At 35.1% G+C, this 13,584-nt stretch carries 16 protein-coding genes and 1 pseudogene; all 17 read right to left on the bottom strand.

Annotated features, from left to right (window positions below; translation table 11 throughout):
• The coding region (locus Q0L29_RS06610) for a hypothetical protein (protein ID WP_296620129.1) at positions 1 to 321 on the bottom strand (321 nt) is incomplete at its 3' end.
• Positions 322 to 441: 120 nt separating this feature from the next.
• Positions 442 to 1,488, bottom strand: a complete 1,047-nt coding sequence (locus Q0L29_RS06605; RefSeq protein ID WP_296620127.1) for a hypothetical protein — start codon at positions 1,486 to 1,488, stop codon at positions 442 to 444.
• Between the two features lie 61 nt (positions 1,489 to 1,549).
• Positions 1,550 to 2,338 carry an ABC transporter permease gene (locus Q0L29_RS06600; RefSeq protein WP_296620126.1) on the bottom strand — a complete coding sequence of 263 codons (789 nt, stop codon included), beginning with the start codon at positions 2,336 to 2,338 and terminating at the stop codon, positions 1,550 to 1,552.
• Positions 2,338 to 3,255, bottom strand: a complete 918-nt coding sequence (locus tag Q0L29_RS06595; protein WP_296620124.1) for an ABC transporter ATP-binding protein — start codon at positions 3,253 to 3,255, stop codon at positions 2,338 to 2,340. The genes Q0L29_RS06600 and Q0L29_RS06595 overlap by 1 nt, the downstream gene beginning before the upstream one ends.
• Before the next feature lie 85 nt (positions 3,256 to 3,340).
• Positions 3,341 to 3,862, bottom strand: coding sequence for a DUF4199 domain-containing protein (locus Q0L29_RS06590; protein WP_296620122.1), 522 nt, complete (start codon positions 3,860 to 3,862; stop codon positions 3,341 to 3,343).
• Positions 3,863 to 3,869: 7 nt separating this feature from the next.
• Positions 3,870 to 4,370, bottom strand: a complete 501-nt coding sequence (locus Q0L29_RS06585) for an SRPBCC family protein (RefSeq protein WP_296620120.1) — start codon at positions 4,368 to 4,370, stop codon at positions 3,870 to 3,872.
• A complete protein-coding gene (locus Q0L29_RS06580; protein ID WP_296620118.1) occupies positions 4,345 to 5,019 on the bottom strand; it encodes a TetR/AcrR family transcriptional regulator in 675 nt (224 codons plus the stop codon). The genes Q0L29_RS06585 and Q0L29_RS06580 overlap by 26 nt, the downstream gene beginning before the upstream one ends.
• Positions 5,020 to 5,370: 351 nt before the next feature.
• Positions 5,371 to 6,090: an ankyrin repeat domain-containing protein gene (locus Q0L29_RS06575; RefSeq protein ID WP_296620116.1), complete on the bottom strand. Its 720-nt coding sequence runs from the start codon at positions 6,088 to 6,090 to the stop codon at positions 5,371 to 5,373.
• Between the two features lie 52 nt (positions 6,091 to 6,142).
• Positions 6,143 to 6,874 (bottom strand): AraC family transcriptional regulator, encoded by a 732-nt coding sequence (locus Q0L29_RS06570; protein ID WP_296620114.1) that lies wholly within the window; start codon positions 6,872 to 6,874, stop codon positions 6,143 to 6,145.
• Positions 6,875 to 6,950: 76 nt separating this feature from the next.
• Positions 6,951 to 7,520 (bottom strand): annotated as a pseudogene (locus Q0L29_RS06565) (integrase core domain-containing protein); the annotation flags it as partial.
• On the bottom strand, positions 7,441 to 8,166 hold the full coding sequence (locus Q0L29_RS06560; RefSeq protein WP_296620112.1) for a hypothetical protein: 726 nt from the start codon (positions 8,164 to 8,166) through the stop codon (positions 7,441 to 7,443). The pseudogene Q0L29_RS06565 and the gene Q0L29_RS06560, both read right to left, overlap by 80 nt.
• 119 nt (positions 8,167 to 8,285) lie before the next feature.
• A complete protein-coding gene (locus Q0L29_RS06555; protein ID WP_296620111.1) occupies positions 8,286 to 8,903 on the bottom strand; it encodes a serine hydrolase in 618 nt (205 codons plus the stop codon).
• Positions 8,881 to 9,189, bottom strand: a complete 309-nt coding sequence (locus Q0L29_RS06550; protein WP_296620109.1) for a serine hydrolase — start codon at positions 9,187 to 9,189, stop codon at positions 8,881 to 8,883. Before Q0L29_RS06550 ends, Q0L29_RS06555 begins: the two co-directional genes overlap by 23 nt.
• 209 nt (positions 9,190 to 9,398) lie before the next feature.
• Entirely contained in the window at positions 9,399 to 9,536 is a 138-nt protein-coding gene (locus tag Q0L29_RS06545; protein ID WP_296620108.1) for a hypothetical protein, read from the bottom strand.
• Positions 9,537 to 9,685: 149 nt separating this feature from the next.
• Entirely contained in the window at positions 9,686 to 10,912 is a 1,227-nt protein-coding gene (locus tag Q0L29_RS06540) for an amidohydrolase family protein (protein WP_296620107.1), read from the bottom strand.
• 39 nt (positions 10,913 to 10,951) lie between these two features.
• Positions 10,952 to 12,043: a serine hydrolase gene (locus tag Q0L29_RS06535; RefSeq protein ID WP_296620105.1), complete on the bottom strand. Its 1,092-nt coding sequence runs from the start codon at positions 12,041 to 12,043 to the stop codon at positions 10,952 to 10,954.
• A gap of 5 nt (positions 12,044 to 12,048) precedes the next feature.
• On the bottom strand, positions 12,049 to 13,053 hold the full coding sequence (locus Q0L29_RS06530; protein ID WP_296620103.1) for an alpha/beta fold hydrolase: 1,005 nt from the start codon (positions 13,051 to 13,053) through the stop codon (positions 12,049 to 12,051).
• Between the last annotated feature and the right edge of the window lie 531 nt (positions 13,054 to 13,584).

Raw genomic sequence — 13,584 nt, 5'->3', positions numbered from 1 at the left:
TATTACTTTATCACCAATATTGGCAACAAAATTTCCTTCGTTATCTACAATGGTCAATTTATTATTCTTGTCAATTATCTTAAATCCAAAAGGCCAAATAATTAAATAATCTTTAATTCTGATACAGCCATTTTCATCTACTGATATTTTTTCTGGTTCAGAGGATAATAGAGCTTGCATAGATTCTGACTGACTTTCTTTTTGAGTTAACAAATTAATATTTGATAAATCGTTCTCGTTAGTGCTTTTTTGTTTTTTGTTATTGCAAGAAATGGTAAGGAGAATTGAAACTCCAATTAATATTTTAACTGCTGAAGACATAATTTTTTGAATTAAGATATTATTTTCTACTTGTTGCTAACGATTGGGCTAAAAAGCTTTGGCGGATTAAAACCACCTTACTTTTGTCCTTTAATAAATGTAGTGAAAAATGAAAATATTTCAATTACCTGTAAGCCCACCATTGTTTTTAGCCTCGTGTTGTAAGGCGTTGTTTACTTGATTAGTAAATTCAATTTTATCGTCTACGTACAATGCTAAATTCCTATATTTTCTTTTTATCCCATAAAGTCCAATCAATTCGTTTTCTTTTTTCAAGCGGATTATAATATTATGGTTTTCCAACTCGCCCAAGAAGGATAATTTTCGGGTTTCCTGATTTAGCTCTATATCTTTTGATGAAATTTCTACTGTTTCAATATCTTTTAGGTCAATAGCTGTTTCCGTCATAATTCCATATCGAAGATAAAGTCGGTCGTTCTCTATTGATATTGGTCTTTTAAGCATTGATTTTAAAAACCCAAAAATTTGAATGCCAGAATAAATGCTTAAAAATGTCAAAATCCAGGCAGCAATACTGCTCCATTTCGCGAGTAAAATATGAAATACTACAGTCTCAATTGCTACTATGAATATGATTGCAATTAATAATGTTATGGTTCCGCTGTCTTTGTGATAGGAAAACTCATTTTCTTTCAATTCTCTTTTTTTCCAATATAGGAAACCATAATAAAAAACTGCAATTTCCGTAACAACAGGAATTACAACATCTTTAGGAAGGATTTCGTAGCAGGTATTCTTTAAAGTAGTGAAAAAATCAAACGATTCTGTTTTGTTTAATTTGTATCGTTTTATTCCTTTCCTGACATTGTAGATTACAAATGATAGAACTGAAATTTCGATAATTGGAAGAATCCAAGTTTTAAAAAAATTAAGATAATATTGACTTTCGTTTGGTAAGAAGTACGAACCAATTAAAAGCCCAATGATCATTATAGGAATTACAGTCGTTTTTGGAATTTCAGTTTTGCGAATAAGCAGAAAATAAACCAAAGGAACAGTCAGCAACAGGTCAGCCGTAATCCCCACGACCAATGTCTCATTTCCCGGTAGAAATGGTGACTTTATTAATAAAATCAGAATTCCGAAGAGGCTAATCGGAACTCCAAAAGTGATTAAGTTTCTACTTAGAAATAAAGTTCTATTCATACTGTTTGTTTTTATGCCTTACAATGTTTTCTTAGGTGCTGTTGGTGGTAGTTTGTCCTTTTTATTTCGTCTGGTCCGCTACTTTCCAATAAATTGTTGTTGCGAAATAGCCAGCGATACCCGTCAAAATTAATATAGTATAACTTACATTGTCTAAAAGGTCTTTATATTCACCACCTGCTCCGCTATAAAGACCTGGTACTGACCAAGGAAAATATGTGCCATAACCTGTTGCTGCTATTACTTGTGAAAAAACCAATGTCAAGGCAACAAAGCCAAGCGGTGCGAGATATCCCTTTCCATAAAGAGCAAAAAATGCTATAGGGGCTCCAACGATAATTGTCAGAATTGTGGTGATAAAATAATTCGTAAGCAATTGCGGTAACAAGTCTATGCTTATTGTGGGTAATTGTAAAATTGTTCCAAGTAACAAGGCTATCAATAAGTTTGAAAAGACAAGCATTAAGCACCAAAGCACGTATAAAACAAACTTGGCATTCAAAATTTTTGTTCGGGAAGTAGGAAGAGCAAGTAAGTCCTTTGCTGTTCCGTCTGAATATTCACGTCCAAAAATCCAACTGGCTACAAATCCAAAAACTAAAACACCACCAACACCAACAGCTTGCGTCAATATATCGATATAGGATTTCCAATTTGCTTGAAAGTTCATTGCGTTAGCCTTGGCAGCAAGTCCGCTTGCTTTTTCTGATGCTTCGCTATCTTGCAAGATTAGCGTAAATACTGCCCCCATGATGGGCGCTATGCCAAATGCAACAAAAGTGGCCCAAGTGATTTTTGAATGTTTGATTTTTATTAACTCTGCTTGTATGGCTCGTATTTGCTGTTTCATTATTTATTCCCTTTTATTGTTCGTAGGAAATACATTTCCAAATCTTCAGAAAACAGATAAATTTGTTTAGGTGGCAGCCCGCTTTCCGTCAAAAGTTTTGATATGAGTTCGGGATGTTCAAGTGCATCAATATTTGTAATTTCTATTTCATTAGAGTTTTTATGAACAACCGAATGATTTGAGTTTAGCAAATATTGAATTGCTTTCTGATTGTCAGCTGTTTGTACGATTACTTTCTTAATGATTTGGTTTGATAATTCCTGAGTAGTTATTTCTTTTATCAATTTCCCTTCATGTATAATGCCTATGCGATTAGCAATCTTGGATATTTCACCAAGTATATGGCTTGATATAAAAACTGTCGAACCATTTTTTGCAAGTTCTGTCAGAAGCTCCCGCACTTCCACAATTCCTTCGGGGTCTAATCCGTTTATCGGTTCGTCAAGTATTAAAAGTTCCGGATTATGGATAAGTGCTTTCGCAAGTCCTAAGCGTTGTTGATTACCAAGTGATAATTCATTGGCTTTGGTGTTTCTGTATTTTGTAAGTTTTAATTTTTCAATAATACTATTAATAGCAGTTGGATTGGCCAGTTGTCTCAGTTTGTAAATTACATTCAGATTTTCGTAAACAGAAAGGTTGGGATACGAGAATGGTGTTTCTACCAAGTAGCCTATCTTATTCCATTGGTCGAATTGTGATGATATTTGCTTATTGAAAAGTGCAATTGTACCATTATCGGGTTTTATAAAACCTAAGAGCATCCGAATCAAGGTGGTTTTACCTGCGCCATTTAATCCCAAAAAACCATATATCTCACCTTCACTAACATTCAACGATAGACTGGAAGTGGCATGGACTGCGCCATATGTTTTTGAAATGTTATCAACTCTTATCACTTCCATACTAATAGCCATAGTTTAAGTTTTGGTATTTGCTTTATTGGCTCCTGTTTTTAGAGAATGAATTTGGATGTTCATGATTTAGAAGATTTTCCATTTACTACTGTCCTTTTTTATTCCTTACAAAAAGTAATGAGAGTAGTGCGCCTAAAAAAGGCATTACAATTGCAGATGCAATGAATGCTGAAAACATTCCAGACCTTGCTGCATTCTGTTCAGATAGTGTCGTCAGAACACGGTCAATTTCTTCTCTGCTTTGACCTTGATCTTTTAAAGACTCTTGTTTCAAGCTCAAAACAGAATCAAACCAATCAGGATTTATTACATTATGATAATAGTACAGAAAAGGCTCATAAATCAACGCACTAATCACTCCAATGACAAGTGCCAGGTAAATCCTATTTAATACTGTAAGTTTTGCTCCTTGCTTACGGAATTTCTTAATTCCAACATATATCAAAAGTAGCGGTAAGAGTATAATGAACATATCAAGATACTGACCAATGTTGAGATAGGTGGTGTCAAGGTTTGTCAACCACATAAGGGTCGTGTAGAGACAAAACCCTAGTCCTAAAAATACACCGTATTTTATTCCGATCTTTAGTATCGATTTATGATCCATATTTTTGTTAGTTATTCGTTGTAAGTGATTTTTCAATATTGATTTTTATTGCCCGCAATGTTTGTAGAGACTGTTTAGCAATTTTAGGCTTAATTATATAATTTAATAAAGATCTTATTATTCCTGGAGTAGAATAGTAATGGTTAAATTCCATCTCAGTAATATCATTATCTACCTTTTTGAAATAGGTCTCAACAATGTAATCTTTTAGGATTCTGCTTAGACCCATGGAATCCTCCGGTAAGCTGGTAACTATTTTATTCATGGGTACTACCTCAATATCACGTTCTGTACAGTTATGTTTACCGTTTTTTAGATAGCATTTGTAAGTTGCCCCTTCCGTTCTGTACTTATCATTCGTTAACAAATCGACATGAGTAACTCTTGGATGAAACTCTGCGATCTTAGAAAGATCCTGATTATATTTCCATACAGTTTCTAATGGAGCAATAATCTTGATAGATTGCCTAGATTGAAATTTCTTAGTCATGTTGAATTCTTTTTTCAAGCCCACCTTTTAATATTTTTATAAAGCTTTTTCCATATTTGAGCAGTTTCTTCTCAGATAAATTGTAGAGTTTACCATGGTTAGAAATGTTTTTTTGAAAGTCTTGCTTGAATTGGATCTCAATAAATTCCTGAAAAGAAAACTGATTTTGCACTATAGTCCAGGCAAGTACCCTCGGTTCAATGTCATCTCTAATTTGACCATTTGCGATAAAGGGCTTCAATATATCTTCAGTCATTTCCAGAATGCTAGATTTTCGGTATTGCTCAATATCTTGCAATTCATCACTATTTCTCTCTTGAAGAATATTGAATAGGAAAGCACTAATCAAGGGTTCTTTTTGATCGAAAGAAATTTTAGCCTTCATGTGGCACTGAACCAGTTCAAAGAAATGATTGATAGGATTTTGCAACAATTCTTGGTCATGCTTCATTCTCTTATCAATGCAGTAATTTAAAAGGAAGTAATACAAACTTTTTTTGCTCTCAAAATATCTGTAAAAGCTTCCTTTACCTAAATTGAGTTTAGCAACAATATTTGAAAGAGAAGCAGATTTGTATTCATTGAATGCAAACTCTTCTAGGCTTACATAGATGATTTCCTCTTGTCTTTCCGGACTTAAATTTTCAAAAGTTTTTAAAGCGACCATATAGTAGCGACTGTGTGGTCGCTAATATATTGTAATTTTATAAATTATCAAAAAAATAAAAACTATTAATCACTAAAAGTTTATATTTTGACTTATATATTTAAACCTCCCCGCGTTTGTTTTAAAAACTAATTTTTGGTGTAAAATGAGTTTGGATGAAACCTATATTGATTTGAATTTGGGGGGCTCGAATGCCGGATTGTCTTTTAATCAATATTGATCAGTCAAATTTTAATTCTTTACGTGACAAGCATATTTAATCCGACACTAGTTATTTTTGAATAAGAGTTAAAATATTCAATTCTCTCGCTGGTTTTATTATGAAAGACTTTGTTTGAGATGTATGTCCCATTACTTTGACATCTTTTCTAAATACATTTTCACGTCCTTGTGACCTTCTTTTTTAGCAATGCTTATAGCTGTTTCACCATTGCCCATTTCAAGGTTAATATTTGCTCCGTTCTCCACCAATAACTTTATCAGTTTCAAGTTTCCCCGATGTGCCGCAGAATGAAGAGCTGTCACATTTTGTGTTTGTGTCGCATTTACATTTACGCCATATTCAATCAGCAGCTTGCACAACTCGTAGTTTTCTTTTGCCACAGCCGAGTGCAGGGGATTTACTTTGGAAGGATTGGTTGCATGTAAATTAGGGTCAGCCTCATTGTTAAGAAGTAATTTAGCTATTTCAGTTTGATCAAAAAACGCTGCAAGGGATAAAGGTGTAAAACCGTCATTTGAGTACTTGTTTACATAACCCTTATCCGATGTAAGGGAATCTTCTACAATGTTAATTTTCCCACATACTATCGCTTCATGGAAAGTAAATGTCTTTTTAAGTTCTTTGGCCTTACTAAAAGCTTCTTCTATACCGCTATATGCAATAATCAGTAAGCCTGAACTTCCATTATCATCCCTTTCCTCTAAGACTTTAGGATGTTCTGTGATCATCGTGATGATTTTATCAACTTCTTTATTTTTTATGTATGCTTTTAACGAATCGATCATGTCATTTGCTTTTATGGTTGTAGAAAAAATTAGAGCAATTATCAGCATTCCTGTCTTTTTCATGTCTTCATGAGTTTTTACAAAAATAGAATGATAAAAAGCAAATTATTTCCTATCAATCACCTTTTTTGCGTAGCGCAATTGGTGACAGTCCAACCGTATTTTTGAAGTAATAACTGAAATTGCTCAAACTTGAATACCCAAGAGATGTTGCTATCTCGGTTATATTTTTATCTGTTTCAATGATTTGGCGTTTTGCTTCTGCAATCTTTAGATTTGTTATGTATTGAAAAGGACTGATATGAAAAACTTGACAAAAATTTCTCAACAAGTGATTTTCTGCGAGCATTGCAACCTGTGATATTTTCTTCAAGCTTAAATTTTTGGTATAATTACAGTCAATAAAGTCTTTGGCGTAAAATACTCTTCGGTATATTTCTTCTCTAGTCGTTCTCTTTTTTGACTTTAACTTGTCAACCTCCTTTAAGGAGTCTCCATTTTGAAAAAGGATAGCGTTTAATAAGGTATGATAAAATTCTTCCTTTTCAATTTCTACCATGGTTAAACTTGACAATTTTCTACCCCAATGCAAAATTTTAGATACCTGACCATTATGCAGGTAATTCCTTTCAAGTAATTTAATACCCTCTGATCTTTTAAATGAAAAATCAAGAAGCCGCTCTTCAGATGCGTTTAATTCTGAAACAATTTGGCTAACAAATTCGGGCGTAAAGAATACACAAAATGATTCTGTGGGAGAGATATTGTCTATGGTCAAATTATATTTAGTGCAATCATTCAGGATTAGATAATTGTTTTCGTTAACAGTATATTCACGCTGTTGCACACTATATTTAGCCGAACCATTATAGAAAGATTTAATAGAAAGAAAACAATCACCCGACCATTGGTGTAAGCTTCCCCTAATTAGAACTGCTTGATGATATAAAATTATTGTTTTTAGTTTTATCTGTAGTCGCTAATAGAGAATTAAATTCTGCATATTCTATTGGAGCCATTTTTCCTAATGCATCGTGAGGTCTTTGATTATTGTAATCATCCATCCATATCTGTGTATGTTCTCGTACCTGATCCAGATCTTCAAAAATGTATTTATTTAAAACTCCTCTTCTATAACTTCCATTAAATCGTTCAATAAAAGCATTCTGTGTAGGTTTTCCTGGTTGGATATATTGGAAGTCAATTCCATGCATCTGACTCCATTCTGAAGCTATTTTAGCAATAAACTCAGGACCATTATCCATTCTTATCTTCTGAGGTTTTGTTCTTCGGTTAATGAGATGGTTTAACACCCAAATCACTCTATTGCTGGGCAAAGAAAAATCAACTTCTATATGAAGAGCTTCCCGGTTATAATCATCAATAATGGTAAAGGCTCTAAATCTTCTTTTGTTATCCAGGACATCTGTTACAAAGTCCATACTCCAGGTATGATTGAGAGTCTCTGGCACTTGTAAGGGTTCTTTTACTCTCCCCCAAATCGGGTGCATAATCCATAAATTCAAGTTTATGAAGCTGGAAAGTTTCAGCATCAAAATAGAGCGTGAGTAATTGATCTGAAACCATGGCAGAAATCATATTATTCTTTTTACTTCCGTCTTCGCTAATACCTAAAAATCTTAGCGATCTTCCATTTTCTTTCAGTTTTTTCAACAGATAGGGCGTAATCCGCCGCATCCATATATCCTGTGACGGCGTTGGGCTTGAAGAGGTAAAGGTTTTACTTTCCTCATTTAAGGTAAAAACCACATCCTTAGTTTTAAGGATATTGAAATCATTGGTGAAGTTGGGCCAATGGGTAGCGGATTTGCTGTAATAATGGTCATTTTTAAAATCGATCACAAAAGAACCTTCGCGTTTAAGACTACGGTGAATACTATCCATGTCCGGATCCTGAAACATGGAAAAAACGGTTCCTGTATAGGTTGCACTTAATTTAGAGAGTGAATTCAGTTTACTATTACCCCCCATCGCAGTTATTGCACTATCCAAAATTACCTTGGCCTGATAGTAACGATCTTTTACATTTATTTCCTTTTGGGCAATCTTATCTTTCTTTTGTTCCTGTTCACAAGCCATCAATAGAATTGCCATAATTAGCAAATGTGATGCCTTCATATCGTGTATTTTTAATCCTTTAAAATTCATCCTTAATCCTTTTCCTTCGAAAGGGCATGTTTATCTAATCGAAAAATCCTTGAAATTTCCTTTCCACCTAGTCAAAACATTTAATAATTTTATATATCCATAATTTTAGGAATCTCTTGCACTATCGTTTGCACTTCATCAATTTTAAAATTATTGGTCGTAAATAACAAAAGGACATCCTTTGATTTAAAATAGCGTAAATCTGTAAATTTATAGCCATCACTTCCGGAGTGGTCTATCCACTCCCCTTTTTCATCTTCGATGATATGCCAGTCATAGCCATACCACGAATTTTCGCCTTCAACAGCTTGTTTTGAAAACATCCTCTTCGTGTTTTCCGCATTCAAAACCTGCCCTTTATAAAGTTTTGAGAACCAAATATATAAATCATCTAAGGTTGAAATTATACCACCTCCCCCTCTTAAATTATAATATGGACCATCTGGGGCCCAGGGCATTTCGGTAGGCGTTCCTATCCTCTTACCATTATCATAGGAAATTGCTAAAGGGTTTTTGGGAAAGCGATATCCGGTTGAGTTTAAGTTAAGCTTAGTAAAAAAAGTATCCCGTAAAAATTGTTCGTGATTTTTATTGCTCAAGTTTTCAAGTATGACAGTGAGCATGGTGTAGCCAGGATTTGAATAACTATATTGACTTCCGGGATCTGCAATCAGATCCGTACCCTTAAACCATTCTATTAAAGTCATCTTTTGAAACAACCTTCGCATCCTTTCCCGAATATAAAGGCAATCCGGCCGTATGCGTCAACAATTGGTGTAAGGTTATTTTTCTTTTTTGTTCAGAAAGGTTGTCCAAAAATTTGCCAAGGGTGTCTTGGATATTTAGCCTTCCATCTTCTTGTAATTTCAATATAGCGGCAGCGGAAAATTGTTTTGAAATGGAGGCTATATCGTTAGCAATCTCAGGCGAATAGGGCACTTTTAAATCGCGATCAGCATATCCGAAGGATTTATCATAAATAATGGTTTCCAAGTTTTCACTGACAACCATAAGCCTCCAGAAAAATCTGGTAAGGCTGTCTTGAAAAGAGAATCAATTTGGGATATTTTTGAAGAATAGTCTGAATTACTTTTTACAGTTGTTTTTTCCGCCGAGGAATTTTCAGTTGCCTTTTCGTTCTTACATGAAAAGAATAGCAAGGATAAAACAAACATATAAATTCTCTTATAGTCTTTATTAAATTATAGGTTATTGGCTTTCAACCAATTTAAAAGATCAGCCAAAAACTCTCTTCTTAATTCGGCCTTATCATCCTCATACATCGCATGCCCGGTATCGTAAACATTGATGCTGTAATTTTCCTTCCCAGTTTCTTTCAATACTTTTTGTAAACGGCACACACTTTCAAACTACTGTAAATTGATGGATTTTAAATTTTCTGATAAAATCTTCTGAATATATCTCAATGAGCTATTTTTATTGATATTCCTGGAGAAAATATAAAGCTCCTAAATTCATGTTATTTACTTTAAACCACTTCCCCGCCTTTTATAACATAATTCAAAGTCAGTAAGTTATCAATGTCTTCTATTGGATTTTTCTTCAACAGGACTAAATCGGCTTTATACCCCTCTTTTATCAAACCAACATAATCTTCAATTTTGAAAAACCTAGCGGGATTTAGTGTCGCCGACTTAATGACTTCATAGTTATCTATACCAGATTGAGAAAGCAGCCTTAGTTCATCAATGAGGGATTGACCCGCATCGGTTAGCAATTCAGGAATTCCAAAATCGGTTCCAGCTAGGATTGTAACATCGTTATCAACCATTGCTTTCACTATTTTCTGCTGCTTTTTTAAAGCTCTCCGACCCATATTTCGAACGCCTTCATCTTCTTCGGCATCGGTTATTCTTTTATAAGTGATTAGCGTAGGAGTAACAAAAGTACTGTTGATTGAAAGCGTTTTATATAATTCTTCCCCACTTTCTCCAACCATATAGGCGTAGGCCAGACCAAAATTTTTAACAGGATCAACAGGTTTATTAAATAACGAAGCAATCATTGCCGATAGATGCTCAAAAGAAGCCATTCCCATTTCTGAAGCATCCTCCATACTGGTACCAAAAGGCACGTGACCGGCTACTGGAAGATTTTGCAGCTTTGCCTGTCTAAGGATTTCTTCCAGGACTTTTGGTTTAACCTGATCGTGGATTTTTATAAAATGAACCCCTGCTGTTGACAAAGAATCAATTATCGATTGCACTTTCAGGGTATCTTCAATAGTTATGGTAAAAGCAGCTTCCCCTTCTTTTTTACCACTTAAGGTAGGGCCCGCAAAATAGATAGTCGGTCCTCTTAATTCCCTAATTTTTATTTGTTCATTCCAAATTTTAAGGGAATCCAAATTGCCGCCGGTGTCCCTAACCGAAGTAATTCCGTATGTAATAAAATCGGCCAGTTTGTTCTTATAATTTACTTCTTCCATTAAATGGACGTGAGAGTCCCATAAGCCAGGAATGACATACCTTCCACTTCCTTCAATAATTTTTTTCGCAGATATATCCTTAAAAACAGAATCAACACCTACACGGATTATTATTCCATCATCAATAAGGATATTGTGTTTTTGAACCGTTTTATTTTCAAGATCTATAACACTTACATTTTGGATGAGTAAATCATAGGACTTGGCATCACAGGAAATGAAGATTAGAATAATCAATGAATAGTAGGCAAATTTAATAAAGCTCATATTTATTTAGATTTAGGTTTTAGGTTTATTGCAATTTTGTTATTGAGTTTTCCTAGCCTCAAGAATCAGTTCTAAAAGCTTCCCTATTTCATTTTCATTTACGCTTTGATATTCCTTGGAAGGCAGATCGGTATTTACCCGATGTACAAAGACCATATTTTCCTCGGGCATTATATAAATGGCTTGCGTCCCTGTTCCCGATGCATTGAAAGCACCTTTGCCGATTTTCAATCCCGATCCTTTGAAATAGTTGTTAGATGTCCACCACATATATCCAAATCCCACATCGGATAAGGGGGATCCGTCTGGTTTTGTAACATTGGAATGAAAAGCTGTGGATTCTTTAACCCACTTTTCTGGAATTAGCTGCTTATCCTTCCATTTTCCTTTATTCAGAAAAAGCAGCCCGAAGCGGGCCATATCCCTGGTACTCATTCTAAAAAGATAAGCCGGGTGCTGGGATCTTGGACTATACCTCCAAATGCCGTCATTAAACTCAAAATCCTGCATTCCAATAGCATCGGCAATCTCTTTTTTAAATGCTGAAAAAATATTTTGCCCGGTTTCCAGCATAAAAGCTGTTCCGGCAGTATTAAAATCCCAATTACTGTAAAACCAATAGCGACCTGGAGAATAGGCGTTCCTTTCTGGTCTTACTTTATCGAAACCTTCATTTTCATAAGTAGCCGGCAGGAAAACGCCTGAACGGCCCATAATCAAATCCCGAAGGCTGGCTGTTTGTTCAAGAGGGGAAAGTGGCACATACTCTCCAATACCCAGTTCAAACAATGTTTTACTCGTATCTATTTCTTTTCGCTGCAAATAGATCCCATACAATGCACTCAAAAAACTTTTTCTAATGGAATGGCACTGATATTTTCGCGTAATATCACCATAGGAATCAACAATTTTTCCGTCCTGAATAAGTAAATAGGCAGCCGTTCCTGTAGAGTCCACGTGTTTATGCGCTAACTGAAATTTTCCTATATCCCAGCCTTTTTGTTGCAATTCAGTCGTAGTAAATCTTGTTAAAGCTTCATTCTTGTTTTGTGAATAAGCTAAATCACCTCCCAAGAAAAAGCTGACGAAAATGAATAAAACTTGCTTTTTTACATTAAATAAATTGATCATTCTGGTTATTTTAAACTATTGAATTTTTTTACTCGAACTCCTTTACTATTTTCATCAGTTTCTAATAATTCTCCTTCCTCGCCTTTAAGTGCTTTCCCTAGAAAATCTAGAGTATAATCCATAACAAGATGGAAATTCCCTACAGGATCGCCTTCCGACTTATAATTTTCAGGATCAACTATAGGCATATCACTAAAAGTAAAATGGGATGCCGAATCCAGGACAACTTCATAAGAATAGGAACCTGTTTTGGCAAGATAACCATGCAGGCTTTCTTCCCCAGCTTCTCCCCACGGCCTACGCATGGTCATCATGGGTTGTTTAAGGCCAGATGCCCTTTCAGGATGTGGCCCGATATTGTCATAAATAACCGCTGCCTTTATCCGATCGTCTGTTGAACTTATGCGACTCACAGTTTTCCCTCCGCGGGAATGCCCCAGAATGCCTATTTTTTCCAAATTGATTTTTCCCGTAAAGCGACCGGTAGGATCATTTTGGTTGAGAAGGCTGAATTGATCCAAAACAAATTTAGCATCGGCAGCAAGATAATTGCTTAGTTCTTCATCCAGCTCCTCTTTATCTTCGACTGAAGCATCATCGGGAGCATTCCAATACTGCGAAGACATCAAAAAACCACCCGCAGGAAAAAAATCCATACTGCTGTAAGGGTGGCTAATGGCTGCCACAATATATCCTTGGCTTGCCAACTCTTCCATCATTGTGGTATAAAAATGTCTTGACATATTTCCTCCTGTCGCAAAGAGGAGCAAAGGATATATGTTTTCAGTCTCATCAATCATCGCACCTGGAAGACTATAAGATAAGACCCGATTATAACGCTCAAAATCCTCGGCCAGTTTCTGGGGAAAATCGCCCTTCTGACTCTTAAAACCAGCCCTTACCCATTCCACTTCTGGAAAATATGCAGCCGGTGCGGTATCTTCTATTAACTTTGCAGGATACCAAATTTGTACAATTACCTGGCGGTAATCATTTTCTTCTTCAGTCATTCTCTCATCTCTGGATTTGTCCAGCCAATGGTACGCAACCGTCCCTACTCAATGAGGACCTCGAGGATTGGGAAGTTCAATAATTTCTTTTCCCAAATTTTGTATAGCCGCTCTGTCAAAAGTTTTTAATAGAAAAGAATCCGGCCTAGTGGCGGATTGAGTGTTTTGTGAGTTTGAACTTAATGTGAACACTAAAAAAAAGTTGAATAAAAGGATTGATTTTTTCATAAATGAGATTGATTATAAATGTCTCTTTGTTATAAAGACAGGCTTTTTTACCCTACTGTTGCAAGCGTATCTTTTTTGGGAAAGGAATATATGGCTTGGCAACTTAGAAGAGTTAAGAAATCTTGCTTATTTTATTATTGAGAAAGGTCTTCATTTCAGTATTTTGTTCATTTTCATTAATTTAAATTGCTCTAAAATATATTTTTCTTTTAGAGCAAAAAAGGTTATTTATTATCCATTTTATTAGAGTATTTATATATCCTTTTGGATACCGGAGGTAGAGCCTGGTATCCAAAAGGTCAT

Origin of the sequence: Marivirga sp. (assembly GCF_024636815.1) — a bacterium.
Taxonomy (GTDB): domain Bacteria; phylum Bacteroidota; class Bacteroidia; order Cytophagales; family Cyclobacteriaceae; genus Marivirga.
The sequence above is the reverse complement of the archived record's forward strand: the minus strand, read 5'-3'. Positions and strand labels throughout refer to the sequence as shown.

Bases quoted from the DNA above. Each gene is read 5' to 3' on its own strand.
- Q0L29_RS06530 (WP_296620103.1), bottom strand. From the start codon at position 13,053: ATGACTGAAGAAGAAAATGATTACCGCCAGGTAATTGTACAAATTTGG.
- Q0L29_RS06540 (WP_296620107.1), bottom strand. From the start codon at position 10,912: ATGAGCTTTATTAAATTTGCCTACTATTCATTGATTATTCTAATCTTC.
- Q0L29_RS06595 (WP_296620124.1), bottom strand. From the start codon at position 3,255: ATGGCTATTAGTATGGAAGTGATAAGAGTTGATAACATTTCAAAAACA.
- Q0L29_RS06575 (WP_296620116.1), bottom strand. From the start codon at position 6,090: ATGAAAAAGACAGGAATGCTGATAATTGCTCTAATTTTTTCTACAACC.
- Q0L29_RS06555 (WP_296620111.1), bottom strand. From the start codon at position 8,903: ATGACTTTAATAGAATGGTTTAAGGGTACGGATCTGATTGCAGATCCC.
- Q0L29_RS06590 (WP_296620122.1), bottom strand. From the start codon at position 3,862: ATGGATCATAAATCGATACTAAAGATCGGAATAAAATACGGTGTATTT.
- Q0L29_RS06600 (WP_296620126.1), bottom strand. From the start codon at position 2,338: ATGAAACAGCAAATACGAGCCATACAAGCAGAGTTAATAAAAATCAAA.
- Q0L29_RS06535 (WP_296620105.1), bottom strand. From the start codon at position 12,043: ATGATCAATTTATTTAATGTAAAAAAGCAAGTTTTATTCATTTTCGTC.
- Q0L29_RS06580 (WP_296620118.1), bottom strand. From the start codon at position 5,019: ATGGTCGCTTTAAAAACTTTTGAAAATTTAAGTCCGGAAAGACAAGAG.
- Q0L29_RS06560 (WP_296620112.1), bottom strand. From the start codon at position 8,166: ATGAAGGCATCACATTTGCTAATTATGGCAATTCTATTGATGGCTTGT.
- Q0L29_RS06605 (WP_296620127.1), bottom strand. From the start codon at position 1,488: ATGAATAGAACTTTATTTCTAAGTAGAAACTTAATCACTTTTGGAGTT.